Source organism: Streptomyces sp. NPDC056161 (assembly GCF_042268025.1).
Classification (GTDB): Bacteria; Actinomycetota; Actinomycetes; order Streptomycetales; family Streptomycetaceae; genus Streptomyces.
Genome location: NZ_JBHJUV010000010.1, coordinates 78,724 through 104,411, shown reverse-complemented (window position 1 = coordinate 104,411; position 25,688 = coordinate 78,724). Strand labels below are relative to the sequence as shown.

At 73.8% G+C, this 25,688-nt stretch carries 23 protein-coding genes, 1 other RNA gene and 1 pseudogene; 14 read left to right on the top strand and 11 right to left on the bottom strand.

Going from position 1 to position 25,688, the window contains the following annotated elements:
- Positions 1 to 59: 59 nt before the first annotated feature.
- Positions 60 to 863, top strand: a complete 804-nt coding sequence (locus tag ACFC09_RS11890) for an SDR family NAD(P)-dependent oxidoreductase (protein ID WP_376526128.1) — start codon at positions 60 to 62, stop codon at positions 861 to 863.
- A gap of 31 nt (positions 864 to 894) precedes the next feature.
- Here the strand turns inward: ACFC09_RS11890 and rnpB are convergent.
- An RNA gene (gene rnpB / locus ACFC09_RS11885) (RNase P RNA component class A) lies at positions 895 to 1,298 on the bottom strand.
- Between the two features lie 261 nt (positions 1,299 to 1,559).
- Here rnpB and yaaA point away from each other — a divergent pair.
- A complete protein-coding gene (yaaA, locus tag ACFC09_RS11880; RefSeq protein ID WP_376526126.1) occupies positions 1,560 to 2,342 on the top strand; it encodes a peroxide stress protein YaaA in 783 nt (260 codons plus the stop codon).
- A gap of 130 nt (positions 2,343 to 2,472) precedes the next feature.
- Positions 2,473 to 3,099 carry a bifunctional 4-hydroxy-2-oxoglutarate aldolase/2-dehydro-3-deoxy-phosphogluconate aldolase gene (gene eda, locus ACFC09_RS11875; RefSeq protein WP_376526125.1) on the top strand — a complete coding sequence of 209 codons (627 nt, stop codon included), beginning with the start codon at positions 2,473 to 2,475 and terminating at the stop codon, positions 3,097 to 3,099.
- Positions 3,100 to 3,187: 88 nt separating this feature from the next.
- Here the strand turns inward: eda and ACFC09_RS11870 are convergent, their stop codons facing one another.
- The 3 genes from ACFC09_RS11870 to ACFC09_RS11860 are packed head-to-tail and all read right to left on the bottom strand — an operon-like array spanning position 3,188 to position 6,092.
- Positions 3,188 to 4,441 carry a bifunctional RNase H/acid phosphatase gene (locus tag ACFC09_RS11870; RefSeq protein WP_376526123.1) on the bottom strand — a complete coding sequence of 418 codons (1,254 nt, stop codon included), beginning with the start codon at positions 4,439 to 4,441 and terminating at the stop codon, positions 3,188 to 3,190.
- Positions 4,442 to 4,452: 11 nt separating this feature from the next.
- The gene (locus ACFC09_RS11865) at positions 4,453 to 5,196 is read right to left on the bottom strand and encodes a zinc ribbon domain-containing protein (protein ID WP_376526327.1); all 744 of its coding nucleotides are present in this window, start codon (positions 5,194 to 5,196) and stop codon (positions 4,453 to 4,455) included.
- A complete protein-coding gene (locus tag ACFC09_RS11860) occupies positions 5,193 to 6,092 on the bottom strand; it encodes a Nif3-like dinuclear metal center hexameric protein (RefSeq protein WP_376526121.1) in 900 nt (299 codons plus the stop codon). The genes ACFC09_RS11865 and ACFC09_RS11860 overlap by 4 nt, the downstream gene beginning before the upstream one ends.
- Before the next feature lie 186 nt (positions 6,093 to 6,278).
- On the opposite strand from ACFC09_RS11860, the gene ACFC09_RS11855 reads away from it, so the two are divergent.
- Both ACFC09_RS11855 and ACFC09_RS11850 read left to right on the top strand, forming a co-directional pair.
- Entirely contained in the window at positions 6,279 to 7,607 is a 1,329-nt protein-coding gene (locus ACFC09_RS11855) for a hypothetical protein (RefSeq protein ID WP_376526120.1), read from the top strand.
- A 95-nt stretch (positions 7,608 to 7,702) separates the two neighbouring features.
- A complete protein-coding gene (locus tag ACFC09_RS11850; RefSeq protein ID WP_376526118.1) occupies positions 7,703 to 7,855 on the top strand; it encodes a hypothetical protein in 153 nt (50 codons plus the stop codon).
- Positions 7,856 to 7,942: 87 nt separating this feature from the next.
- On the opposite strand, the gene ACFC09_RS11845 is transcribed toward ACFC09_RS11850, so the two are convergent.
- Genes ACFC09_RS11845 through ACFC09_RS11835 form a run of 3 tightly spaced genes read right to left on the bottom strand, consistent with a single transcriptional unit; the run spans position 7,943 to position 10,867 of the window.
- Entirely contained in the window at positions 7,943 to 8,881 is a 939-nt protein-coding gene (locus ACFC09_RS11845; protein ID WP_376526116.1) for a 3-oxoacyl-ACP reductase, read from the bottom strand.
- A 19-nt stretch (positions 8,882 to 8,900) separates the two neighbouring features.
- Entirely contained in the window at positions 8,901 to 9,977 is a 1,077-nt protein-coding gene (locus ACFC09_RS11840; RefSeq protein ID WP_376526114.1) for a Zn-dependent alcohol dehydrogenase, read from the bottom strand.
- Between the two features lie 29 nt (positions 9,978 to 10,006).
- Complete coding sequence (locus ACFC09_RS11835) at positions 10,007 to 10,867, bottom strand: MaoC/PaaZ C-terminal domain-containing protein (protein WP_376526112.1); 861 nt, start codon at positions 10,865 to 10,867, stop codon at positions 10,007 to 10,009.
- A 456-nt stretch (positions 10,868 to 11,323) separates the two neighbouring features.
- Here ACFC09_RS11835 and ACFC09_RS11830 point away from each other — a divergent pair.
- The 4 genes and pseudogenes from ACFC09_RS11830 to ACFC09_RS11815 all read left to right on the top strand — a co-directional run.
- A pseudogene (locus ACFC09_RS11830) lies at positions 11,324 to 12,214 on the top strand (ABC transporter ATP-binding protein); the annotation flags it as partial.
- 212 nt (positions 12,215 to 12,426) lie between these two features.
- The gene (locus ACFC09_RS11825; RefSeq protein WP_376526110.1) at positions 12,427 to 13,146 is read left to right on the top strand and encodes an ABC transporter permease; all 720 of its coding nucleotides are present in this window, start codon (positions 12,427 to 12,429) and stop codon (positions 13,144 to 13,146) included.
- Between the two features lie 45 nt (positions 13,147 to 13,191).
- A complete protein-coding gene (locus ACFC09_RS11820; RefSeq protein ID WP_376526108.1) occupies positions 13,192 to 14,748 on the top strand; it encodes a sensor histidine kinase in 1,557 nt (518 codons plus the stop codon).
- Positions 14,749 to 14,873: 125 nt separating this feature from the next.
- Entirely contained in the window at positions 14,874 to 15,515 is a 642-nt protein-coding gene (locus tag ACFC09_RS11815; protein WP_376526107.1) for a response regulator, read from the top strand.
- Positions 15,516 to 15,524: 9 nt separating this feature from the next.
- Here ACFC09_RS11815 and ACFC09_RS11810 read toward each other — a convergent pair whose 3' ends face one another.
- The 3 genes from ACFC09_RS11810 to ACFC09_RS11800 form a co-directional block, all read right to left on the bottom strand.
- Positions 15,525 to 15,992: a DUF1348 family protein gene (locus ACFC09_RS11810; RefSeq protein WP_376526105.1), complete on the bottom strand. Its 468-nt coding sequence runs from the start codon at positions 15,990 to 15,992 to the stop codon at positions 15,525 to 15,527.
- 181 nt (positions 15,993 to 16,173) lie between these two features.
- Complete coding sequence (locus ACFC09_RS11805) at positions 16,174 to 17,616, bottom strand: MFS transporter (RefSeq protein WP_376526103.1); 1,443 nt, start codon at positions 17,614 to 17,616, stop codon at positions 16,174 to 16,176.
- Positions 17,617 to 17,730: 114 nt separating this feature from the next.
- The gene (locus ACFC09_RS11800) at positions 17,731 to 18,918 is read right to left on the bottom strand and encodes a lipid-transfer protein (protein ID WP_376526101.1); all 1,188 of its coding nucleotides are present in this window, start codon (positions 18,916 to 18,918) and stop codon (positions 17,731 to 17,733) included.
- Between the two features lie 193 nt (positions 18,919 to 19,111).
- Here ACFC09_RS11800 and ACFC09_RS11795 point away from each other — a divergent pair, with 193 nt between their 5' ends.
- The 5 genes from ACFC09_RS11795 (at position 19,112) to ACFC09_RS11775 (ending at position 24,802) form a co-directional block, all read left to right on the top strand.
- The gene (locus tag ACFC09_RS11795; RefSeq protein WP_376526100.1) at positions 19,112 to 20,842 is read left to right on the top strand and encodes an MFS transporter; all 1,731 of its coding nucleotides are present in this window, start codon (positions 19,112 to 19,114) and stop codon (positions 20,840 to 20,842) included.
- 155 nt (positions 20,843 to 20,997) lie between these two features.
- Complete coding sequence (locus ACFC09_RS11790) at positions 20,998 to 21,660, top strand: class I SAM-dependent methyltransferase (RefSeq protein ID WP_376526097.1); 663 nt, start codon at positions 20,998 to 21,000, stop codon at positions 21,658 to 21,660.
- A 10-nt stretch (positions 21,661 to 21,670) separates the two neighbouring features.
- Positions 21,671 to 22,672: an N-acetylmuramoyl-L-alanine amidase gene (locus ACFC09_RS11785; RefSeq protein ID WP_376526096.1), complete on the top strand. Its 1,002-nt coding sequence runs from the start codon at positions 21,671 to 21,673 to the stop codon at positions 22,670 to 22,672.
- 157 nt (positions 22,673 to 22,829) lie between these two features.
- The gene (locus tag ACFC09_RS11780) at positions 22,830 to 23,678 is read left to right on the top strand and encodes a hypothetical protein (RefSeq protein ID WP_376526094.1); all 849 of its coding nucleotides are present in this window, start codon (positions 22,830 to 22,832) and stop codon (positions 23,676 to 23,678) included.
- A 113-nt stretch (positions 23,679 to 23,791) separates the two neighbouring features.
- Complete coding sequence (locus ACFC09_RS11775; protein WP_376526093.1) at positions 23,792 to 24,802, top strand: LLM class F420-dependent oxidoreductase; 1,011 nt, start codon at positions 23,792 to 23,794, stop codon at positions 24,800 to 24,802.
- Here ACFC09_RS11775 and ACFC09_RS11770 read toward each other — a convergent pair.
- Complete coding sequence (locus ACFC09_RS11770; RefSeq protein ID WP_376526091.1) at positions 24,792 to 25,376, bottom strand: hypothetical protein; 585 nt, start codon at positions 25,374 to 25,376, stop codon at positions 24,792 to 24,794. The two genes, ACFC09_RS11775 and ACFC09_RS11770, sit on opposite strands and share 11 nt — an antisense overlap.
- Positions 25,377 to 25,688: the final 312 nt, after the last annotated feature.

Here is a 25,688-nt window from a genome sequence, read left to right as displayed (position 1 = left end):
CGGATCCAGGTACCGCCTGTGCCTGGACCGGCTCCGCGGCCGGGCACAGGCTCGCTGCCATGGACAACACAGCTCTCACCAGCACTTCCACCGCCCTCACCGCGGAGGGCCTGCTCGCCGGCAAGGTCGCCTTCATCACCGGCGCGGGCCGCGGCATCGGCGCCGCCGCGGCCCGGCTGTTCGCCCGCGAGGGAGCCCGCGTGCTCCTGGCGGCCCGCACGGAGTCCCAGCTCAAGGCGGTGACGGAGGAGATCCGTGCGGCCGGTGGCACCGCGGACCACGTGGTGTGCGACCTGGCCGACCCGGCCTCCGTACGGGCCGCCGTGGACCGCGCCGTGGACCTGTACGGCAGGCTCGACATCGCCTTCAACAACGGCGCGACGATCCAGCAGCCCGGCCCGCTCGACCAGCTCCCGGAGGCCGACTTCGACCACGTCTACCGCGTGAACCTCAAGGGCGTCTGGCTGGCCATGGCCGCCGAGGTGGCCGCCATCCGGGCCACCGCCAGGACCGGCGCCATCGTGAACAACTCGTCCGTCGGCAGCCTGCGCGGCAACCCCGAACTGCCCGTCTACGGCGCGATGAAGCGGGCGGTCAACAGCCTCACCGAGTCGGCCGCCGTCACGTACGGCCCGGAAGGCATCCGCGTCAACGCCATCGCCCCCGGCGGCACGCTCACCGAGATGATCCGTGCCTGGGAGGCGGAATCGCCGGGCCTGGTCGAGCGGCTCACGGCACGGACCCCGCTGCGCCGCGCGGCCGACCCCGCCGAGATCGCCGAGGCCGCCGCCTGGCTGCTCAGCGACCGGGCCTCCTACGTGACCGGCACGATCCTGTCGGTCGACGGCGGCAGCGGGGCCTGAGCGACACCGACGGGGCGGAAGGAGCAGCAGGCAGACGAGTCGGGCTGTACGCCGGATTTTGTCACCGGCCGGCCTCGCGGCCGGCCGGGAGACGGCCATCCATCTAGGGCCGACGTTGCCGCCGGCCTCGTGCGGTCCACCCGCGGACTCGGGCGGGCAGCCCTCGAACGTCCGCGCAGAGCGCTTTTCACGGCACTCCTTTTGACCTTGCTCCAGGTGGGGTTTACCTAGCTGCCCAGGTCACCCTGGGCACTGGTGGTCTCTTACACCACCGTTTCACCCTTACCCAGCGCCTGAGCACTGGGCGGTCTGTTCTCTGTGGCACTGTCCCGCGGGTCGCCCCGGGTGGCCGTTAGCCACCACCCTGCCCTGTGGAGTCCGGACGTTCCTCGGGAAGCCCCGTCAGGGGCTCCACGCGGCCGTCCGCCCGGCTCGTCTGCCGTGTCGACCATGGTACCGGCCGTGCGGAGCGGCACGGACCGGCCCGTACCCCGGGATCCCGGGATGCCGCCCGGACCACCCCGGGGTGCCACCCGGACCACCCGGGGTGCCGCCCGAACCGGCGCGGCGCACGACGCCGGTCGGTGCGCGGCGCCCGTCGGTGCGCGGGGCGCGGTGGAAGTGGGGCGCGGTGGGCGTGGGTCTGCCCGCGCCGTGCCCGTACGCTGGCGCGGAGAGCGAGAGAAGGAGTACGCGTTGCTTGTCCTGCTGCCGCCGTCCGAAGGCAAGGCCGCGTCCGGCCGTGGCGCCCCGCTGAAGCCGGAGTCGCTGTCCCTGCCGGGGCTGTCCGCCGCACGGGCCGCCGTCCTCGACGAGTTGGTCGAGCTGTGCGCGGGTGACGAGGCCAAGGCGTGCGAGGTGCTCGGGCTGAGCGAGGGGCTGCGCGGCGAGGTCGCGAAGAACGCCGGGCTGCGCACCGCGGGCGCGCGGCCCGCCGGGGAGATCTACACGGGTGTGCTGTACGACGCCCTCGGCCTCGCCTCCCTGGACGCCGCCGCGAAACGGCGCGCGGCGCGTTCGCTGCTGGTCTTCTCCGGACTGTGGGGTGCGCTGCGGGTGACGGACCGGATCCCGTCCTACCGCTGCTCGATGGGTGTGCGGCTGCCGGGCCTCGGTGCGCTGGGCGCGCACTGGCGCGGTCCGCTGGCCGACGCGCTGCCCGCGGCGGCCGGGGCCGGGCTGGTGCTGGATCTGCGGTCCACCGCGTACGCCGCCGCCTGGAAGCCGCAGGGCGAGGTCGCGGGCCGGACCGCGACCGTACGGGTGCTGCACGCGCCGACCCGGAAGGTCGTCAGCCACTTCAACAAGGCGACGAAGGGGCGGATCGTCCGCAGTCTGCTGTCGTCCGGGGCGGCGCCCAAGGGTCCGGGTGAGCTGGTGGAGGCGCTGCGGGATCTCGGGTACGTGGTGGAGGCGCGGCCACCCGCGCGGGCGGACCGGGCCTGGGCGCTGGACGTGCTGGTCACCGAGGTGCATTGAGGGCGCGCTGGGCGCGCTGTCGGCGCGCGGACCGTGATCGGAGCGCGCTGCGGGCGCCCGGTGCGCGGATGCGTTGCATCATGCGCAACGGCCATTGTGCATGATGCGTGCCACGGGCAGGATGAGCGGCATGCCCTCATCACCGCTGGATCTCGCGCCCGTCCTGCCCGTGGTCGTGCTGCCGGACGCCGCCGACGCCGTACCGCTCGCGCGGGCGCTGGTCGCGGGCGGGCTGCCCGCGATCGAGGTGACGCTGCGGACGCCCGCCGCGCTCGACGCGATCCGGGCCGTCACCGCCGAGGTTCCCGAGGCGGTGGTCGGCGCCGGAACGGTCCTCTCCCGCACCCAGGCGGCACAGGCGTGCGCGGCGGGGGCGGGGTTCCTCGTCAGCCCCGGCTGGACGGAGGCGCTCCTGGACGCGATGGCCGGTTCCGGGGTGCCGTTCCTGCCGGGGGTGTCGACCACGTCGGAGGTGGTGGCGCTGCTGGAGCGCGGGGTGCGGGAGATGAAGTTCTTCCCGGCGCAGGCGGCGGGCGGCACGGCGTATCTGAAGGCGCTGGCCGGTCCGCTGCCGCAGGCCCGCTTCTGCCCCACCGGCGGGATCGGCCCGGCCAACGCCCCGGAGTACCTGGCCCTGCCCAACGTCGGCTGTGTGGGCGGCACTTGGATGGTGCCGGAGGACGCGGTGGCGGCCCGGGACTGGCGGCGGATCGAGGCACTGGCCCGGGAGGCGGCGGGGCTGCGGACGGCCGGGTGAGGCGGGAGACCGGCCCCGCGCTTGCCCCTCGGCCGGGCTCCGGCCCACCGTGTGCCGCCCGGCCGGGCTCCGGCCGGGCGCGGGGTGCTCAGCTCAGGTGGGACGTGTCGTTGAACAGCCGTACGCTCGCGTTCCCGTCCGCGTAGTACGCCACCGCCGACAGCGACGCCGCCGACAGCTCCATCCGGAACAGGGACTCGGGCGGGGCGCCCAGGGCCAGGCGTACGAGGGTCTTGATCGGGGTCACGTGGGTGACGAGCAGGACGGTGCGCCGGGGGTACGCGGCGACCAGTCCGTCGCGGGTGGCGGCGATGCGCTCGGCGGTCGCCGTGAAGCTCTCGCCGCCGCCGGTCGGCCGCGCCGCGGGGTCGGTCAGCCAGGCGTTCAGGTCGTCCGGGTGGCGCTCGCGCACCTCGCCGAAGGTCAGCCCCTCCCAGGCGCCGAAGTCCGTCTCGCGCAGCCCGTCCTCGACCGCCACCTCCAGGCCCAGCCGGGCGGCGACGATCCCGGCGGTCTCCCGGGTCCGGGCCAGCGGTGACGACACGACCGCCTCGACGGTGCCGCGCCGGGCCAGGGCCGCGGCGGCCCGCCGTGCCTGCTCCCGGCCGGTCTCGGACAGCGACGGATCGCTGCCGCCGCTCCCGGAGAACCGCTTCTGCGGGGTCAACGGGGTCTCACCGTGCCGCAGCAGAACGAAGGTGGACGGCGCGCCGAGGTCGGCGGGCGCCCACCCGGTGCTCGGCGTGGCCACGGCCCGCGCGGCCCGCAGATCGGCTCCCGCCGCGGCGGCGACGCCGGGTCCGCGTACGACGGTTCCGGCGTCCGGAGTCGGCCCCGCGCCCGGAGTCGATCCCGCGCCCGGAGTCGATCCCGCGCCCGGGGCCGGACCCGCGTCCAGTGCGGCCGTCGACCGCGACGGCGACCACTGTTCGCCGCGACGGCCCGCGTCCATCGCCTCGTTGGCCAGCCGGTCGGCGTGCTTGTTGCGCTCCCGGGGGATCCACTCGTAGTCGACCCGGTCGGCCGGCAGGACTCCGGCCGCCTGCACGGCCAGCGGCTTCAGGTCGGGGTGCTTGATCTTCCAGCGGCCCGACATCTGCTCGACGACGAGCTTGGAGTCCATCCGGACGTGGACGGCGGCGCCGGGGTCGAGGTCGCGCGCGGCCCGCAGACCGGCCAGCAGTCCCCGGTACTCGGCGACGTTGTTGGTGGCGACGCCGATGTACTCGGCGGCCTCCACCAGCGCCTCGCCGGTCGCCGCGTCGAGCACCACGGCGCCGTAGCCCGCGGGTCCCGGATTGCCGCGCGACCCGCCGTCCGCCTCGACGATGAACTCCCGCATGCCCGGGGCCCCTACAGACCCGACTCGCCCGTACGCACCAGGATGCGGCGGCAGTTCTCGCAGCGCACCACCGTGTCCGGCGCGGCGGAACGGATCTCGCTCAGCTCGGTGATGGCCAGCTCCTGGCGGCAGCCCTGGCAGGTGCGCTGGTACAGCTTGGCCGCGCCGATGCCGCCCTGCTGCTCGCGCAGCCTGTCGTACAGCTTCAGCAGGTCGGCGGGGACGGAGCCGGCGATGACCTCGCGTTCCTTGGTCACCGTCGCCACCTCGCCGTCGATCTCCTCGAACGCGGCGCCCCGGCGGCCGTTCGCGTCGTCGATCCTCGCCTGTGCGGAGGTCACCCGTCCGGTCAGCTCCTGCACGCGCTCCTGCGCGCCCTCGCGCCGTTCCATCACCTCCAGGACGACGTCCTCCAGGTCGCCCTGGCGCTTGGCGAGGGAGACGATCTCCTTCTGGAGGTTCTCCAGGTCCTTCGGGGAGGTGACCGCGCCGGAGTCGAGGCGCTGCTGGTCGCGGGCGGCGCGCTGGCGCACCTGGTCGACGTCCTGCTCGGCCTTGGTCTGCTCGCGGGCGCAGTCGCTCTCCTCGGTCTGCGCGGCTACGAGCAGGTCGCGAAGCTGGGTGAGGTCCTTGGTCAGCGACTCGATCTCGGCGTGCTCGGGCAGCGACTTCCGCCGGTGTGCCAGCTGCTGGAGGCGGACGTCGAGGCCCTGGACGTCGAGGAGTCGGATCTGATCGGCGGGCGCTGCGTTCAGTTGGGGGCTCCCGGTGAGTGAGAGGAGGAGGCGCGCGGGGCGCTCGGTGGACGGGCGGTGGTGGGCGACGGGTGGGACGCCGCGTGAGCGGTCCAGGGGTCGGTGACCGTCTTCGAGACGTGCACGCGCAGGTCCCATCCGTGCTGGTCGGAAATCTCGTCGAGCTGGGCCGCGGCCAGCTCGCACCAGGGCCACTCGGTGGCCCAGTGCGCCGCGTCGAGCAGCGCGAGCGGAGTCTCGGCGACGGCCTCGGAGGCCGGGTGGTGACGCAGGTCGGCGGTGAGGAAGGCGTCGACGCCGGCCGCCCGCACCTGGTCGAAGAGGCTGTCGCCGGAGCCGCCGCTGACCGCGACCGTGCGGACGAGGGCCTCGGGGTCGCCGGCCACCCGGATGCCCTGCGCGGTGGCGGGCAGCCGCTCGGCGGCGCGGGCGGCCAGTTCGCGCACGGTGACGGGGTGGTCGAGTTCGCAGATCCGGCCGAGGCCCCGGCGGCCCGCCGGGTCGGTGGGGTCCGGCACGAGGGGGCGTACGACCCGCAGGTCCAGTGCCCCGGCCAGCGCGTCGGAGACGCCCGGGTCGGCGGTGTCGGCGTTGGTGTGGGCGACGTGCAGCGCGATGTCGTTCTTGATCAGCGTGTGCACGACCCGGCCCTTGACGGTGCCGGCCGCGACCGTCGTCGTACCGCGCAGATAGAGCGGGTGGTGGGTGACGAGCAGGTCGGCGCCGAGCCGCACCGCCTCGGCCACGACGTCCCGCACCGGGTCCACGGCGAACAGGACCCGGCCGACCTCCTGGTCGGGATCGCCCACGACGGTGCCGACCGCGTCCCAGGACTCGGCACGCTCGGCCGGCCACAGGTTCTCCAGCGCGGCGATGACTTCAGACAGACGGGGCACGGGGGAAAGGCTACCTGCCTGTTCTGCGGGGACCTATCGGCTCCGGCGGCGCGGGCCCGGCAGCACAGGCGTCTTCGTTTCCTCAGGCGAACCGCTGCGCGGCCACCCTTATGTGTGAAGAGGCCGCTCGTCGGTGCCACGCCTGTGCGTGCGAAAACTACGTTCGTCGCCGGAGGTGACCGAACGATGACGGCGTGTGCGATCGAACCCTCGGCAGCCGACGCGTACGACGGCGAGCCGGCGGCGGGCTGCACCATCACGGCGGACGGCGCCTACGCCGCCCGGCTCGCGCTGGACGACGGCTCCTGGTTCCCGGAGCGCTGGACGCTGGACGGCCCCGAGCCGTACGCCGTGCCGCTGCCCGGCCATCAGCCGGAGGAGCCCGGCACCGAGGTGCAGCCGATGGGTGACGGGCGGGTCCTCATCCACCGGACGGCGGCCGGGCGGCATCTGTTCTCGCTGCTGTACCCGACCGGGCCGGACACCGGCGAACTGCCGCTCGGCGCCGTGGAGTGCCCGGTGGCGGGCACCCGGCTGCGGCTGCTGCCGCCGGCCCCGGGCGGCACGCGCGCCTACGCCCTCGCGGTCGGCCCGCGGTCCACGGCGGTGTGGCTGGTGGCGGGCGGCGCCTTCGGGCCCGAGCGTCTGGCCGAGGTGCCGGGGCGCTGTTCGGGCGGGGTCTGGCTGGACGGCGCGGGGCGGCTGCTGGCACTGGACCGGGAGGCGGGCGGGTCCACCAAGGCGGTCGTGGTGGACCTGGAGCGCGGCGGCGAGGTGTCGCCGCTGCTACAGATCGCAGCCGACAGCGACGACCGGCTGCTGCTCGCCGATCCGGACAGCGGGCTGCTGATCATCGCGTCGGACGCGCCCTCACCGGGCCGGGAACGGCTGGGCTGGGGCGTGTTGGGCAGCACGCTGCCGGTGCGCTTCCCGGAGAGCCTGCGGATGCCGGACTGCGTGGTGACGCCGTTCGCGATCCAGCCGGGGCAGGTGCTGACGCCGGAGCGCTGCGCGGTGGCGCTGCGCGTCGACGGCCCGCTGGGCAGGTGGGTCGGGGTGTGGCGGCCCGCGCTGCGCCAGGTGTGCCATCTCCCGGCGCCCGCCGGCTGGTTGGCGGGCGCCGGGCGGTGGACCGAGGACGGGGTGCTGCTGCTGCCGTACGCGACGGCGGAGGTGCCGTGCGGGCTGGCGCGGCTGACCGTGCCCGCAGGAGTGAAGGACCCGCTCACCTCTTCGGGTTCCCTCGGCTCCCCGGGTTCCGCGGGCCGCGCGCGTTCTGCGGGCGCCCTGACGACGGCGGACCCGACAGGCTCCAGGGACTCGGCGGGCTCCACGGACTCGACGGACTCCATGGACTATGCGGGCTCCATGGACTATGCGGGCTCCATGGACTCGGTGGCGTCCCAGGGCCCTGCCTCGGCCCCGCCTACGGCGGAACCGGAGCCTCAACAACCGGTTGCGCCCCGCCCCATCCCCCTTCAGCAGGCTCCGTTGGCGCGTCTTGTAACGAAGTAGTGCCGGTTGGTGTGCCCGCCTGGATCCGCCCCGAGGTGTGCCGGTTAAACTCGCCCGGTTGTACGAAAATGATGTTGACGGGGTGAATTCTTCCGATGAGCGACACCAGCACCACGCAGCCGCTGTCGGCTGACTCTCAGGAGACCGACGGACACGGCAAGCACCGGGGTCCGGGCGCGTCGAAGGACGGCGAGTCGGCCCCGAGCGGCCGTCACCGCAAGCCGGAGCCGGCCGAATCGGCGGCCTGACGGGGTACGCGAGGAGGGGGCCTGCTGTCGGACGACGGCAGGCCCCCTTTCCTGTGTGTCGCCCGCGCTGCCGGGTCACACGTGTCGTCACCCGCGTTTGAGCCCCAGCACCTCCGCCGCCGCGAACGTCTCCCCGGCCGGCCGGTCCGCGTAGTGCGGTGTGAGCAGCGCGTCGAGTTCGTCGTAGCTGAAGGTGTCCTGCTTGCTGTCGAACTTCGCCTGGACCCGCGGCCGTTCGACCACCGCGACCATGCCGCCGTGCACCACGAGCAGTTGTCCGTTGACCCGGCCGGCCGCGGGCGAGGCCAGATAGCCGACGAGCGGGGCGACGTGCTCGGGCGCCAGCGGGTCCAGGCCCGCCTCGGGCACGGCGAAGCCGGCGAAGACGTCCTCGGTCATCCGGGTCCGGGCCCGCGGGCAGATCACGTTGGCCGTCACGCCGTACTTGGCGAGGGCCAGCGCCGTGGAGGTGGTCAGGCCGACGATCCCGCCCTTGGCCGCGGCGTAGTTGGGCTGGCCCGCCGAACCGGCCAGGAACGCCTCCGACGAGGTGTTCACGATCCGCCCGTAGACCGGCCCGCCGGCCGCCTTGGACCGTTCCCGCCAGTGCGCGGCCGCGAAATGGGTGGTGTTGAAGTGGCCCTTGAGGTGGACCCGGATCACCGAGTCCCACTCGTCCTCGGACATGGAGAAGACCATGCGGTCCCGTAGGATCCCCGCGTTGTTGACCAGGATGTCCAGGGTCCCGAACGTGTCGATCGCCAGCCCGGTCAGCTCCTGGGCCTGCGCGAAGTCGGCGACGTCGCCGGTGTGGGCGACCGCCCGGCCACCCGCCGCGCGGATCTCGGCGGCGACCTGCTCGGCGGGCGCGGCGGAGGCGGCGCCGAGTCCTTCGCGGCCCGGCTGCCCGTAGTCGTTGACGACGACGGCGGCGCCGAGCCGGGCGAGTTCCAGCGCCTCGGCCCGGCCAAGGCCGCGTCCGGCGCCGGTGACGACGGCGGACCGGCCTTCGAGTGGCAGTGACATACGGCTACGGCTCCCCAGGTCAGATTTCGATGCAGGTGCGCAGGGCCGTCCCCGTGCGCATCTGGTCCAGGGCCTCGTTGATCCCGGCCAGCGGCACCCGGTGGGTGATCAGGCCCTCCAGGTCGATCCGGCCCGCCCGCCACAGCGCTATGGCGCGGGTGTAGGAGCGCAGCACGTCGCCGCCGCCGTACATGGAGGGCAGGATGCGCTTCTCGTCGAAGAACAGCTCGAACATGTTGAGCTGGAGGAAGTCGTCCATGGCGCCCGCGCCGACCACGACGAGCGTGCCGCCGCGCCGGGTGTTCTCGTACGCGGTGCGGGCGGTGGCCGAGCGGCCGACGACCTCGAAGACGTAGTCGAACCCCTCGCCGCCGGTGACGTCCTGCTTGGCGTCGGTCAGCCCCTCGGGCGGTACGGCCCGGGTGGCGCCGAAGCGCAGCGCCGATTCGCGGCGCGCGTCGACCGGGTCGACGGCGACGATCTCCGCGGCGCCCTTCAGCCGGGCCCCCTGGATCGCCGAGATGCCGACGCCGCCGCAGCCGATCACGGCGACCGACGAACCGGCCGCCACGTCCGCGGTGTTGAGCGCGGCGCCGAGGCCGGTGGTCACCCCGCAGCCGATGAGCGCGGCGATGTCGAAGGGCACGTCGTCCGGGATCGGTACCGCGCAGCCCGCGTCGACCACGACCTCCTCGGCGAAGGTGCCGGTGCCCGCGAAGCCGAAGACGTCGGCGCCGGAACGCTTGAAGTTGGGGGTGCCCGCGTTCATGAACCCGGCCAGGCACAGCTGGGTCTGGCCGCGTCGGCAGGCGGGGCAGGCTCCGCAGGCGGGCAGCCAGCAGATCACCACCCGGTCGCCGGGCTTCAGGGTGGTGACGTTCTCGCCGACTTCGAGGATCTCGCCCGAGCCCTCGTGCCCGGGTACGAACGGTCCCGGCTGCGGCAGCACCCCGCTCATGGCGGACAGGTCGGAGTGGCACAGCCCCGTGGCGCGCACCCGCACCCTCACCTTGCCGGGGCCGAAGCCCACCGCCTCGACGTCGTCGAGGACCTCCAGCTTCTCCTGGCCGATCTCGTGCAGTACGGCTGCGCGCATGGTGCGGCTCCCCTCTCCTACGGTCTGGCTCAGCGGTGTTCGACGACGGTGTCGGCGAGGACGGGGGCGTCGTCCGTCCCCCTGACGGCGCTCACGGCGACCCGGATCGCGCCCGGCAGGCGCCACATGCGGATGCGCAGTGTCTCGCCGGGGTACACCACTCCGGCGAAGCGCGTGACATAGCTGCGGACCCGGGTCACGTCGCCGTCGAGCAGGGTGTCGACGACCGCCTTGAGCGTCATGCCGTAGGTGCACAGCCCGTGCAGGATGGGCCGGTCGAACCCGGCGAGCTTGGCGAACTCGGGGTCGGCGTGCAGCGGGTTCCAGTCGCCGGAGAGCCGGTAGAGCAGCGCCTGGTCCTCGCGGACGGCGCGCTCGACGGTGCGGTCGGGCTCGCCGACGGGTGGTTCGAGCCGGGTGGAGGGGCCGCGGTCGCCGCCCCAGCCGCCCTCGCCGCGCAGGAAGATCTGCGCGTCGTTGGTCCACAGCGGTCCGTCGGCGTCGGCGACCTCGGTCCGCAGGACGAGGATGGCGGCCTTGACCTTGTCGTAGACGGCGGCGATCCGGTTCGTGGCGGTGGCGGTGCCCTCGACCGGGATGGGCCGGTGCACGGTGAGCACCTGGCCGCCGTGCAGCACACGGGCGAGGTCGACCTCGATGCCGGGCATGGACAGGCCGCTGATCACGCCGGGTGCGCCGCTGCCCGCGACGGTGGCGAAGCTGGGCAGGACGTGCAGCCGGGACTCCAGGGTGTACCGCAGCTCGTCGGGGTCGGTGGCGGGGCGTCCTGCCCCGATGCCGAGGTGGTAGAGCTGGATGTCCTTGTGGTCCCAGGTGATCTGCCCGGAGCGTGGTTCGGCGGCGAGGGCCTTGGCTGCGTCGATGGGCATACGGCTCCTGACACTGGCGGCCGGCACGGGTGGCCGGGCCGGGTGGCCGGCCCGAATGGCCGGGACGGTGGTGGACCGCGGTCGGCCGCGGTTGCAAGACCCCGGCGCGGCCGTCCGCACCGTCGACCGCACCGAGGTCGTCACGGGCCGGTCCAGAACGCGTTCCAGCTCGGCGCCCCCTGTATAGCCCAGCACACGACACTTGTGAAGGCTGACGCATCGTCAGATCTGTCGGAGCCGCGGGCCGCGGTATTCACACCGGTACGCCGGGGCCGTTCGCGTCGGGTGGACCGCACCGTCCTCCGCGGGCGGACCTCGCCGTCCTCCGCGGGCGGACCGCCGTCCTCCTCGGGCGGGCCGGACCGTCCCGCGCCGGTCGGGCCATGACATTTGTCCTGCCCCGGTCCGTACAAGCGCCTCTGCCGGGCCCGCGCGCGGATCCGTACCGTCGTAGGCATGACACAGACGGAACACACCGCCGTGTCCTTCACGGGGGCGGTCAAGAAGTACGGCGAGGTCCGCGCCGTCGACGGTGTCGATCTGGAGATCCGACGCGGCGAGAGCGTGGCGCTGCTGGGCCGCAACGGCGCCGGGAAGTCCACCGCGATCGGGCTGCTGCTCGGCCTGCACGAGCCGGACGCGGGTACCGTCCGGCTTTTCGGGGCGGCACCGGAGCGCTCCGTACGCACGGGCCGGGTGGGCGCCATGCTCCAGGAGGGCCGGGCGGTGCCCCGGGTGACCGTCGGGGAACTGGTCTCCTTCGTCGCCTCCCGCTATCCGGCCCCGATGCCGGTGGCGCGGGCGCTGGAGCTGGCCGGGATCGGTGCGCTGGCCGGGCGGCGGGTGGACCGGCTGTCCGGCGGGCAGGCGCAGCGGGTGCGGTTCGCGGTCGCGGTGTGCGGCGATCCCGCGCTGCTGGTCCTGGACGAGCCGACCGCCGCCCTGGACGTGGCGGCGCGGCAGTCCTTCTGGGAGTCGATGCGGGCGTACGCGCGCCAGGGCCACACCGTGCTGTTCTCCACCCACTACCTTCAGGAGGCGGACGCGCACGCCGACCGGATCGTGGTCGTGGACCGCGGCCGGATCGTCGCGGACGGCACCGGCGACGAACTGCGCCGGGCGGCGGGCGGCAGCCTGGTCGGCATCGATTCGGCCGGGCTCTCGCCGGACGAGTTGGCCCTGCTGCCCGGGGTGCGGTCGGTGGAGGTGCGCGGGAGCCGGGCGCGGCTGCGCACGGACGACTCCGACGCGACTGTGATCGCCCTGGCCGGGCTCGGCGCGATCCGCGGCCTTGAGGTGGCCCCGGCCTCACTGGACGACGCGTTCCTGGCCCTCACCGCGCGGTCGGCGCCCGGCGACGCGGCGGCCGTGCGGACGGGGACGGCGGAAACCGGGCCGCCGACGGAAACCGGGGCGGCGACGGAAACCGGGGCGATAACAGAACCCGTGCCGACAGCGGAGACCGGCTGGACGGCGGCGCCCCTGCCGACGGGGGAATCCGTGTCGTCGTCGGCGGCGGCAGCGGCAGCAGCGGCCGGCCCCGCGACGGAGGCCGTGTGATGGGCCACTACCTGCGTCTTGAGGTGCGCCGGACGCTGCGCGACACCGGGTTCGTGATCGGCGGGATCGTCATGCCGGTGATGATGTACCTGCTGTTCACCAACCTCGGCGGGGGCGACGACACCGGCTGGCGGACCACCGGCATGGTCGGCATGGCCGCGTACGGCGCGGTCGGCTCGGCGCTGAACACCGGCGGCGCGGTCGCCGAGGACCGGGCGGTCGGCTGGCTGCGCCAGTTGCGGGTGACCCCGATGACCCCGCGCGAGGTGGTGACCGGGCGGGCGCTGACCGGTGCGGTGACCGTGCTGCCCGCGATCGTCGCGGTGCTCGCGGCGGGCGGCCTGGTCAACGGGGTACGGCTGCGGCCGTGGCAGTGGGCGGCGATCGCGCTTCTGCTGTGGCTCGGCTCGATCCCCTTCACGCTGCTCGGCCTCGGCAACGGCTACCGGCTGACCGGACCGGCCACGGGCGTGGCGAACATGGTGTGCAACCTGGGTCTGGCGGTGCTGGGCGGCCTGTGGTTCCCCGTCACCCTCTTCCCCGGCTGGCTGCGGTCCGTGTCCGCCTGGACACCCTCGAACCGCTTCGCCGGGCTCGGCGTCTCGGTCGCGGACGGACACGCCCCGGCCCTCGATGCCCTTCTCGTGCTGGTGGCCTGGGTCATGGCGTTCGGCGCGTACGCCGTGTTCTCGTACCGCCGTGGGGCGCGGACCTTCTGAGCGGACCTTCCAACACGGGGCAGGACCAGGAACGGGGGCAGGACCATGAGCTGGGGCAGGGGTATGAAGTGGTGGCGCGGCGTGGCCTGCCAGGTCGGCGACTGGCGGGTGGAACGGGCCAGGTGGAAGGCGGAGATGGCGCGCTTCAAGGCCGAGCGGAGGGCGGCCCGCGGGACCGGGCGGGTGCCCGAGCATCCGGGCCCGCCGCCCACCGGGTTCGCCCTGCTGCCCTGGCTGCTGATGGGGATGGGTGCCCTCTCCAACCTCCTCCAGGGGCAGACCTCCGACCCGTGGGTGGGCGCGCTGGGCCTGCTCGCCTTCAATTCCCTCTACATCTACGTGACCTTCCGCTCCTTCGACAAGGCGCGGCGCGCGGAGCCGGCCACCCGGGTCGCGCTGGGGCTGATGGCCCTGGTGACCAGCGTCCTGGCCATCGGGTACGGCGGCAGCTGGCTGATGTTCTTCCCGCTGCTCGGCCTGGCGACGGGGGCGACCCTGCGCGGTCCGTGGCTGGGCCGGGCGGGGCTGCTGCTGGCCGGGTACGCGGGCGTGGTGTCCTGGCTGCGGGACGGCTCGGACGGGGTGACCATCGCCTACGGCACGTTCCTGTCGACGATGGTGACGGCGGCGATACTCTCCCTCGCCGAGGCCGTGCGGGAGCTGCGCGCCGCCCGTGAGGAGCTGGCCCGCCGCGCCGTGGAGAAGGAGCGGCTGCGTTTCTCCCGTGACCTGCACGATCTCCTCGGGCACACCCTGTCGGTGATCGTGGTGAAGTCGGAGGCGGCCCGCAGGCTGGCGCCGCGCGACATGGACGCCGCGCTGACCCAGATCGGCGACATCGAGTCGGTCGGCAGGCAGGCGCTGACCGAGATCCGCGAGGCGGTGACCGGCTACCGGGAGGGCAGCCTCGCCACCGAGCTGGACCGGGCCCGCTCGGCGCTGTCCGCGGCGGGCGTGGAGCCGGTGGTCCGGCAGTCCGGCACCCCGCTCGCCCCGCAGGCGGAGGCGCTGCTGGGCTGGGTGGTCCGCGAGGCGGTCACCAACGTCGTACGGCACAGCGACGCGAGCCGCTGCGAGATCGCGGTCGACTCCGCCGCGGAGCGGGTCCGGCTCACGGTCACGGACAACGGCACGGGCGCGGACTACGGCACGGTCACGGACAACGGCACGGGCGCGGACTACGGCACGGTCACGGACAACGGCACGGGCGCGGACGCGGACGCGGACGACGATGCGGACGCGGGCACGGGCCGCGGCACGAGGGCGGACGCGGGCGACGATACGGACGCGGGCACGGGCCGCGGCACGAGGACGGACGCGGGCGACGGCAGGGACGCGGGTGGGTCGGCCGGTGTGGCGTGGCAGGGGGCCGGGGTGGCGCGCAAAGGGGCCGGTGGCGGTGACCGGGTCCGGCAGGGCGTCGGTCGGCCGGGCATCGGCGGTACCGGGCTGACGGGGCTGACCGAGCGGCTCGCCACGGCGGGCGGTTCGTTGCGGGCCGGCCCCGCGCCGCGCGGCGGCTTCGCGGTCACCGCCGAACTCCCGGTGGAACCGGCCGAGTTGTCGAGCGTAGGAACGGTCGCGGTGCCCGGCGCGCGCTGACCGCCGGGCCGGGCGCCGGACGGCGTGCCGCGCACACCGGACGAGTACCGCGTGCCGCGTGCCGAGCTGCGCGCCCCCGCCCCGCCCGGCGCGTGCCGGCGACCGCCCCGCCTAGCCTGTCCTTCATGAACGAGATGCCGCAGGAGCGCCGCCCGGCCAGGCGTACCAGAGTTCTCCTCGCCGAGGACCAGGGCATGATGCGCGGCGCGCTGGCCCTGCTGCTCGGCATGGAGGGCGATCTGGAGGTGGTGGCCCAGGTCTCCGCGGGCGACGCGATCGTGGACGCCGCGCTCGGCCACCGGCCCGACGTCGCCCTCCTCGACATCGAACTGCCGGGCATGAGCGGGCTGGACGCGGCGGCCGAGCTGCGCGAGCAGGTGCCCGACTGCCGGGTGCTGATCCTGACGACGTTCGGCCGACCCGGCTATCTGCGCCGGGCCATGGAGGCCGGGGCGGCCGGGTTCCTGGTCAAGGACGGGCCGGTGGAGGACCTGGCGGTGGCGATCCGGCGGGTGCTCGCCGGGGAGACGGTGGTCGACCCGGCGCTGGCCGCCGCCGCGCTGAGCGCGGGGCCGAGTCCGCTGACCGGCCGGGAGTGCGAGGTGCTGAAGGCGTCGGTGGACGGCGCGACCGTCGCGGACATCGCGGCGAAGCTCCACCTGTCGGAGTCGACGGTCCGCAACTACCTTTCCGCGGCCATCGGCAAGACGGGCACCCGCAACCGCATGGAGGCGGTACGGGAGGCCCGTCAGCAGGGCTGGCTGTGACCGGCGGCGTCACAGGCCCAGGTCGCTCAGGCCCGGGTGGTCGTCGGGCCGTCGGCCGAGGGGCCAGTGGTACTTGCGTTCCGTTTCGCTGATCGGGAGGTCGTTGATGCTCGCCAGGCGGACCCGCATCAGGCCCTCCTCGTCGAACTCCCAGTTCTCGTTCCCGTAGGAGCGGAACCAGTTGCCCGTGTCGTCGTGGCACTCGTAGGCGAAGCGCACGGCGATGCGGTTCCCGTCGAACGCCCACAGCTCCTTGATGAGCCGGTAGTCCTGCTCCCTGGTCCACTTCCGGGTGAGGAAGGCGACGATCTCCGCACGGCCGTCGAGGAACTCGCCGCGGTTGCGCCAGCGGCTGTCGACCGTGTAGGCGAGGGCCACCCGCTCGGGGTCCCGGGTGTTCCACGCGTCCTCGGCCAGGCGGACCTTCTCGGCGGCGGTCTCCCGGGTGAACGGGGGCACAGGGGGCCTCGCGACCATGGTCGTCTCCTCGGGTGGCTCGGGTGGCTCGGGTGGCTCGGGTGGCTCGGGTGGCTCGGGTGGCTCGGTTGGCTCGGGTGCGGCACCCGGCACCGGCCGGGTGTGTTCGGCGGTTCATTCCATACCGGCCGGCCGGCCGTGGCAACGGCCCGCGCCAGAACCGGTGGCCGGGTCCGCCCCTTCAGCCCAGGGACGGCGCCGGCGCCGGCGTCCTGCGCGGCAGCCACAGCAGGATCAGCACCGCCGCGCCCAGCAGCATGACCGCGCTCGTACGGAAGGCGAGGGCGTAGCCGTCGGTCAGCGCCTGCGGGGTCGAGGCGCCCGCGGAGCGGCCGGCGGCGACGGTCGACAGGACGGCGAGTCCCAGCGAACCGCCCATCGTGCGCGAGGTGTTGATCAGGCCGGAGACCAGACCGGCGTCGCCGGGCGCCGCCCCCGAGGTGGCCAGCGAGGCGAGCGGGGTGGCGGCGAGGCCCGCCCCGAGCATCATGAGCACGCCGGGCAGCATGATCTCCGTGGCGTACGCCCCGTGCGGGCTCATCGCCGACTGCCAGCCGAACCCGGCCATGGCCACCACGGTCCCGAGCACCGCCACGTTCCGCGATCCGAGCACGGGCATGAGGCGCGGCGCCAGCTTCGAGCCGATCACCACGGCCAGCGAGCTGGGCACCAGCGCGAACCCGGCCTCCAGCGGCGAATAGCCGAGCACGTTCTGCGCGTACAGGGTCATGAAGTACCACATGGAGAACATGGCCGAACCGGATACGAGCATCGCCGCGTTCGCGGAGGCCACCGGCCGCTGCCGCAGCAGCCGCAGCGGCATGAGCGGCACGCTCGCCCGCGCCTCGGCCAGCAGGAACAGCCCGAGCAGCAGCAGCCCGGCGAGCAGCGGCACCAGGGTGGCCGCGGCCGTCCAGCCCTCGGACTCGGTCTGCACGATGCCGTACGCGAGCGTCGCGAGGCCCGCCGTGACCAGCAGCGCGCCCGGCAGGTCCAGCCGGTGCCGGTCCCCCGCCCGGCTCTCCACCAGCCAGACCAGGGAGCCGGCCAGCACCAGCGCGCCGACGGGCACGTTGATGAGCAGCACCCACCGCCAGGACAGCACGTCCACCAGCACCCCGCCGACCAGTCCGCCGGCGGCCCCGCCGCCCGCGCCCACCGCGGTCCAGGTGGCCACGGCCCGCGCGCGGGCCGGGCCCTGAGGCACCGCCGCGGTCAGCAGGGTCAGCGTCGCGGGCGCGAGCACGGCGGCGCCCAGTCCTTGCGCGGCGCGCGCGAGCAGCAACTGCCAGCCGTCCTGGGCGATCCCGCCGCCCAGCGAGGCCAGGGTGAACAGCCCGAGCCCCACGAGGAACATCCGCTTGCGTCCGTACAGGTCGCCGGCGCGTCCGCCGAGCAGCATGAACCCGGCGAAGGCGATGGCGTACGCGTTCACGACCCACTGGAGTCCCGGACCGCTCAGCCCCAGGTCGGTGCGCATCGACGGCAGCGCCACGTTGACCACGGACACGTCCAGCACGACGAGGAACTGTCCGGCGCAGGCGAGTGCCACGACCAGCCAGGTGGCGGGTGCGGTCCGGGTGCGTATTCGGGTGGGGTCAGCGGCTTCGAGCATGGGTGTCATGTTCTCAAGCCGGTTACGGTCCTTTCCATCGGAATTTCGGACCACGTGTGTCCGGGGCCGGACCTAGGCCGTGCGGCCTACGTCCTCGGCCCCGCTCGCACCGGGTCGCACCGCTCACACCGCCCGCACCAGGGTCACCACCGCGGCGCCGCCCAGTCCGATGTTGTGCGCCAGGCCGACCCGCGCCCCGGGCACCTGCCGTTCCCCCGCCTCGCCGCGCAACTGCCAGGCCAGTTCGGCGACCTGGGCGAGGCCGGTGGCGCCGAGCGGGTGCCCCTTGGAGATCAGGCCGCCCGACGGGTTCACCACCCATCGGCCGCCGTAGGTGGTGGCGCCGGACTCGACGAGTCCGCCGGACTCCCCGGTCGCGCACATGCCCAGTGCCTCGTACGTCAGCAGTTCGTTGACGGAAAAGCAGTCGTGGAGTTCCACCACGTCCACGTCGTCGATGCCGAGTCCGGCCCTCTCGTACGCCTGCCGGGCCGCCGTGCGGGACATCGGCAGGCCGACCACGTCGATGCAGGAGCCGGACGCGAAGGACTCCTCGGTGTCCGTGGTCATGGCCTGCCCGGCGATCTCGACGAGTCCGGCCGGCCCGTGCCGCTCGGCGAACCGTTCGGAGACCACCACGGCCGCCGCCGCGCCGTCCGAGGTCGGCGAGCACTGGAGCTTGGTCAGCGGCCGGTGCACGGTGCGGGCGGCGAGCACGTCGGCGACCTCGTACACGTCCTGGAACTGGGCGTTCGGGTTGTGCGCGGAGTGCCGGTGGTTCTTGGCGGCCACGGCGGCGAGCTGTGCCTCGGTGGTGCCGTACCGCTCCATGTGTTCGCGGGCCGCGTCGCCGAAGATCTGGGCGGTCGGCGGGGTCTGTTCGAAGCCGTGCCGGGCGGCCATCACGCCGTAGTGACGGGCGACCGGTGAGGTGGCGAAGTCCCCGCCGTCGGCGCCTGAGCCGAGCGCGCCGCGTTTCATCTTCTCGAAGCCGAGCGCGAGGACGCAGTCGCAGACGCCGCCCTCGACGAGTTGGCGGGCCAGCATCAGCGCGGTGGAGCCGGTGGCGCAGTTGTTGTTCAGGTTGTAGACGGGTACGCCGGTCAGTCCGAGTTCGTAGGCGGCGCGCTGACCGGCCGTCGAGGGCTGGAAGCAGTAGCCGACAGCAACCTGTTCTACTTCGGAGTAGGAGATTCCGGCGTCGGCGAGCGCGGCGCCGCCCGCTTCCCGCGCCATGTCCCAGTACTGCCAGTCACGGGTCTCGGGTTTCTCGAACCTGGTCATCCCGACCCCGGCCACATAGACCTTCATGACGCGTCAGACTAGAACGTGTTCCACTCGGAGACCATCCCCCTGACGAAGAATCAGATCCCCATGGGAAGGTCAAGGATCCGTCAGGGCTCGAAGCGACGGAATAGTTGCCCGCGCATACGAGGTTCACCGAGCACCCATCCCGCGCGGTTCATCGACCGACTTCTCTCTTCCGGCCCGGAGGCCATACTTCATGACGCACACGAACGACCAGCACCCCCGGAGAGCGAGCGGGGCCGTGGTCCCCGTCCTCGCCTTCGCCGGCATCGTGGTCGCGGTGATGCAGACCCTGCTCGTCCCGGTCGTCAAGGACCTGCCGCAGCTGCTGAGCACCTCGCCGAGCAACGCCACCTGGGTACTGACCTCGACCCTTCTGTCCGGCGCCGTGGCCACGCCGATCATGGGCCGCCTCGGCGACCTGTACGGCAAGCGGCGGATGCTGATATCCAGCCTCGCGGTGATGGTGATCGGCGCGCTGATCAGCGCGGTCACCAGCCAGCTGATCACGGTGATCGTGGGCCGTACGCTCCAGGGCTTCGCGATGGGTGCGATCCCGCTCGGCATCGGCCTGATGCGCGACATGCTGCCGCGCGAACGGCTCGGCTCGGCGATGGCCCTGATGAGTTCGTCCATCGGCGTCGGCGGCGGCCTCGCGCTGCCCGCCGCGGCCCTGGTCGCCCAGCACACCGACTGGCACGCCCTGTTCTACGGTGCCGCCGGCCTCGGCGTCCTCGCCATCCTGCTCACCCTCCTCGCCGTGCCCGAGTCCCCGATGCGGGCGTCCGGCACCTTCGACCTGCCGGGCGCGCTCGGCCTGTCCGCGGGCATGGTCCTGCTGCTCCTGCCGGTCACCAAGGGCAGCGACTGGGGCTGGTCGTCCGGCAAAACGCTCGGCCTGTTCGGCGCGGCCGTCGTGGTGCTGCTGCTGTGGGGCCTGATGGAACTGCGCGTCAAGGCACCCCTCGTCGACCTGCGCACCACCGCCCGCCGCGAGGTCCTGCTCACCAACCTCGCCTCGATCATGGTCGGGGTCTCCTTCTTCGTCATCTCGCTGGTCCTGCCCCAGCTGCTCCAGCTGCCGAAGTCCACCGGGTACGGCCTCGGCCAGTCGATGGTCGTCGCGGGCCTGCTGGTGGCGCCGCTCGGCCTGACGATGATGTTCACGGCACCCGTCTACGCCCGGCTCTCCGCGAAGTACGGCCCCAAGACCACCCTGATCCTCGGCATGCTGATCATCGGGGTCGGCTACGGCGCCGGCCTCGGCCTGATGAGCGCCGCCTGGCAGAGCGCCGTCATCTCGGTGATCATCGGCGCGGGCATCGGCCTCGCCTACTCCTCGCTGCCCGCGCTGATCGTCGGCGCGGTCCCGGCCGCGGAGACCGGCGCGGCCAACGGGCTCAACACCCTGATGCGGTCCATCGGTACGTCCGTGTCGAGCGCCGTCATCGGCATGGTGCTGGCCAACACGGCGAACAACGTGGGCGGCGTCGCGGTCCCGACCCTGCACGGCTTCCGTGTCTCCTTCCTGATCGCGACGGCCGCGGTGGCGGTGGGGCTCGTCCTGGCGGTGTTCCTGCCGAAGCCCCACCGCACCTCGCAACTGCGCGCCAGCAGCGAGGAGGAGGCCAACCTCAAGCACGCCGAGCAGGTGCTGCGCGGCTTCCGCGGCCGGGTCGTGGGCGCCGACGGCGCCCCGGTGGCCCGCGCCAAGGTCACCCTGATAGACCGCCGGGGCCGGCAGGCGGGCGCCACCGTCTCCGCGGAGGACGGCAGCTACGCGCTCGCCGTGCCCGCCGAGGGCCCCTACGTCCTGGCGGCGCGGGCCGCGGGCCACGGCCCGCACGCCTCCTCCGCGACCCACACGGGCGAGGACCGCCCGGTCGACCTGGACCTCGCCCTCCCCGGCGAGACCGTCCCCGCCTGAGTCCGCCGCCGGGCGGCACCGCCCGAAGCCGGCACCGCCGCACCCCCCGTCGCCCCGCGCCGGGGGGTGCGGCAGCATGAGCGCCCGTACGGACCCGCACACCGGCCCGCACCTGCGCACCCGGACCGGGTGGCCGACCGACCGAGAGGACCGCCATGCCCGCCGTGCCGAAGCCCGAGATCCTGGCCGCGTTCGAGGCGGCGAAGGGGTTCATGCCCCGGGACGAGGGGCTCGCGCTGTACGCGGCGGCCGTGGAGGCGGGACGGCTGGGGCTGCCGCTGCTGGAGGTCGGCACCTACTGCGGGCGTTCGACGATCCTGCTCGCGGACGCCGCCCGGCTCCACGGTGTGCAGGCGCTCACCGTGGACCACCACCGCGGCAGCGAGGAGCAGCAGCCGGGCTGGGAGTACCACGACCCGGAGACGGTCGACTTCGAGGTCGGTCTGATGGACACGCTGCCCGCGTTCCGCCGGACCCTGCACCGGGCGGGTCTTGAGGAGCACGTGGTCGCCCTGGTCGGCCGCTCGCCGCGGATCGCCGCCCTGTGGACCTCCCCGCTCGGCCTCGTCTTCATCGACGGCGGGCACACCGACGAGCACGCCGGCGCCGACTACGAGGGCTGGGCCCCCCGGCTGGCCCAGGGCGGACTGCTCGTCATCCACGACGTCTTCCCCGACCCGGCGGACGAGTTCACCGGCCAGGCCCCCTACCGGGTCTACCTCCGGGCGCTGGAATCCGGCGCGTTCACCGAGAGCGCGGGCCACGGCTCGCTGCGCGTGCTGCGGCGAACGGGGGCGGGGATCCGAGCCCCACGTTAGAGTCGCACCCGTGTCCTACCTAGGCCCCGACTTCGAACCCCAGCAACCGCGCCGCTCACGGCGCGCACCGCTCACGGTCGCGCTGGCCGCCCTGGTACCGGGCGCGCTGGCCGGCTGGCTCGTGTACGAGGCGGTGGGCGGCTCGCACGGCTCCGCCGCCGCGGGCGGCGCGGCCACGCCACCGGCGTCCTCGGCCTCCTCCGCGGCGTCCGCCGCCTCCGGGCGCTCGTCGGCGTCATCCGGCGCGCCGGACTCCTCGGGCTCCTCGGGCTCCTCGGGCTCCCCGCGCGACGACGCCAAACCGACGCCCGCGGCACCGGCCGCCACCGGCTCCGAGCCGCTCGCGGGGAAGGTGGTCGTCATCGACCCGGGGCACAATCCGGGCAACTTCCAACACACGGCCGAAATCAACCGCAAGGTAAATATCGGCAATAACGCCAAGGAATGCGACACCACGGGCACGTCCACCAACGACGGCTACCCGGAGGCGCAGTTCACCCTGGACGTCTCGCACCGGCTGCGCACGCTGCTGGAGCAGCAGGGCGCCACGGTGAAGCTGACCCATGACCACGACGACCCGCCGTGGGGGCCGTGCGTGGACGAGCGCGCCCGGATCGGCAACACCGCGCACGCGGACGCGGCGATCTCGATCCACGCGGACGGCTCGGCCACCGGCAACCGCGGATTCCACGTCATCCTGCCCGGCGCCGTGCACGCGGGCGGTGCCGACACCCGCCCGATCGTCGGCCCCTCCCGCGACCTCGGCGAGCGGATCGCGGGCAACTTCGTCCGCGCGACGGGCAGCGCGCCCGCCAACTACGTCGGCGGCGGCACGGGCCTCGTCACCCGCGAGGACCTGGGCGGTCTCAATCTGTCAACGGTTCCGAAGGTCTTCATCGAGTGCGGCAACATGCGCGACAGCAAGGACGCGGCGGAGTTGACCAGCGGCGCCTGGCGGCAGAAGGCGGCGGAGGGCATCTCTGAGGGAATCATGAGTTTCCTGCGCAGGTAGGGTTCCGCGCGCCACACCGGGCGGACAGCGTGATCGCACGGACGATATGGTCCCTACCACGAGGGGCCGCCCCCCGCTGCTGCACACCGGGCCCCGAGGGCGACACGGCGCAAGCGACGCCTCCACCGACGACGAGAAGACCTACGAAGGACCTGAAGTGAACATCCGCTCCCTCACTAGGGGCGACGGCGTGGTGATCGGAGCAGCGGTGTTGCTGTTGATCGCGTCGTTCCTCGACAACTACTCGTACAACGGGGTTCCGAGCAACATCGACCTGCCGAGCCTGTGGTCCAGCGCTCCGGTCATGTTCGGCGTCGTCCTCGCCGGGATCATCGGCGCCGCGCTCGTCGTCGTCTCCCGGTTGCAGCCGCAGCCCCGCAAGGTGGCCGGTCTCGACCTCGGCCCGTTCGGCGTGGCCTTCTCCGTCTTCGCCGCGTGGAGCGCGCTCGGCAACGTCATCGACCCGGCCGGCTCCGCGAACAACCTGGGCGGCTCCGCCGAGGGCCCCGGCGCCGGCACCGGTCTGGTCCTCGCCCTCGTCGCCACCCTGGTCATGGCGGCGGCGGCCATCGCCACCCCGCTGCTGCCCGCCCTCCAGGCCAAGCTGGTCCCGGCGCCCAGGCCCGCCGCCCCACAGCCGTACGGCGCCCAGCCCCAGAGCGGCTACGGCTACCCCGGTGCCGCGCAGCAGCCGTACGGCGGCCAGCCCCAGCCGGGTCAGCCCCAGCCGGGCCAGCAGCAGGCCCAGCCGTTCGGCCAGCCGCAGTCGGCTCCGCAGCAGCCCCAGCCGCCGGCCCCGGCCGCGGCGGAGTTCTCGCCGTTCTGGTTCGCCGTGCCGGTGCCGCGCCCGCTGTTCGCCGAGGACGGCTCGCCGGCCCCGATCGCCGAACTGGCACCGGGCACCTGGTACCTGGCGGTCGAGCAGCGCGGGACGCAGCTCGTCGCGCAGACCCAGGACGGCCGCCGCGGTGTGCTCCAGGACACCTCCGGCATCCAGCGCGGCTGAGCCGCCACCGGTCCGCGACCGACGACCGACGGCCACCGGCCCCTCGCCCTTCCGGGCGGGGGGCCGGTGCCGTACAGTCACCGCATTGTCTGACGGATCGTCAGGAGGCAGTGATGCGGCTCGGTCTCGCACTCGGCTACTGGGGGCGCGGCCCGGCCGCGGACCACGTGCCGCTGGCCCGGGAGGCCGAGCGGCTCGGCTACCACTCGGTGTGGACGGCGGAGTCCTGGGGTTCGGACGCGTTCACCCCGCTGACCTGGATCGCGGCGCGCACCTCAAGGATCCTGCTGGGGACGGCGGTCGCCCAGATGGCGGCCCGCTCCCCCACCACCACCGCGATGCACGCCCTCACCCTGGACCACCTCTCGGGCGGACGGATGCTGCTGGGCCTCGGGCTGTCCGGGCCGCAGGTGGTGGAGGGCTGGTACGGCCGCCCGTTCCCGAAGTCGCCGCTGACCGCGACCCGGGAGTACGTCGACGTCGTACGGCAGGTGCTGCGCCGGGCCGCGCCGGTGACGGTGGACGGCGCCTTCCACCCGCTGCCCTACCGCGGCCCGGACGCCACCGGCCTGGGCAAGCCGCTCAAGTCGATCACCCACCCGCTACGGGCCGGCCTCCCGGTCCTGCTCGGCGCCGAGGGCCCGAGGAACGTCGCCCAGACCACCCGGATCGCGGACGGCTGGCTGCCGCTGTACTGGTCCCCGAACCGGCCCGAGGTGTACGGCCCCGCCCTCCGCGACCTGCCCGAGGGCTTCCTCGTCGCCCCCATGGCCCAGGTCAGGGTCTGCGCCGACGTCGCCGAGGGGCTGCTCCCGGTCAAGGCCATGCTCGGCTTCTACATCGGCGGCATGGGGCACGCGGCCCGCAACTTCCACGCCGATCTGATGGCCCGCATGGGATACGCCGACGAGGCGCGGAAGATCCAGGAGTTGTTCCTGTCCGGGCGCCGGGAGGAGGCCGTGCGGGCCGTGCCGGACGCGTTCGCCGACGAGATCTCGCTGGTCGGCCCGCGGGAGCGGATCGCCGAACGGCTCACGGCGTGGCGCGCGGGCCCGGTGACGGACCTGCTGGCCCTCGCGCCGGACCCGCACACGCTCCGCGTGCTGGCGGAACTCAACTCCTAGCGCCGCTGGTCAGTTGCGAGGTCGTCGGCACCTGGTTGTGCACGACCGCGCCCTGACTCCGTCCGGCGTCCTTCACCTGGTTGATGACGTTGTTGAAGGAGTCGGCCGCCTGGTTGCCGGAGTTGCCGCCCCTGCGCAGACTGGCCGGCAGGTTCTTGAGCCCCTCGATGCCCCGCTCCAACGGGGCGAGTGCCCTGGCCAGCGCCGGATCGCCCTGGGCGTTGCGCACCGCGGCCTTCAGCCGGTTGTACGAGAAGGCACCCGCGAGCGCGGCCTTGACCAGAGCGGTCCTGCGGTGCTTCGCGCCCCTCTTGAACTTGCCTTCCCTGGCGGGCTTGACGATCCACTTGTACGTCGCCCCGGCCGCGAGGCCGGCGTTCAGCACGAACCGGGTCTTGGCGAACTTCTGCCGCTGTGCGGACGTGCTGGGACTGGGCGTGGCAGCGAGGTGCACCGCTGCCGCCGGTGTCTCCTCCCGGCTGGTGGTGCTGCTGCTCCCGCAGGCGGTGGCGCCGGCCAGCAGGGCGCAGCACACGACGAGCGCGACGACGAGGCGCCGCATCGGTACAGTCACGGGATTCCCTCCGGGATCTTTTCCCCGAGCAGACAGAGTCCTCCCCGTCCCCCTTCTCCCTCCCCGGCCTTCCCCCCGGCTCCCGCCCCGGCCGGAAAAGACCTCTTCCGGCAGCGTCTCGCCACGGCGCCGACTACGCCACTCGGGGGATGGCCGTTCAATTTTCACCTTCCGCCGGCCACACGCCGCGCCCCGCCGGGCCCCGGGGAACCGGGCGACGAGCCACGCCATATCCGCGGCCCGCCTCCACCGCAACCGGCGGTGACGAAGTTCGCGCGCCCGCTCGCCACGAACGCCGGCTCCGCGCTGCGG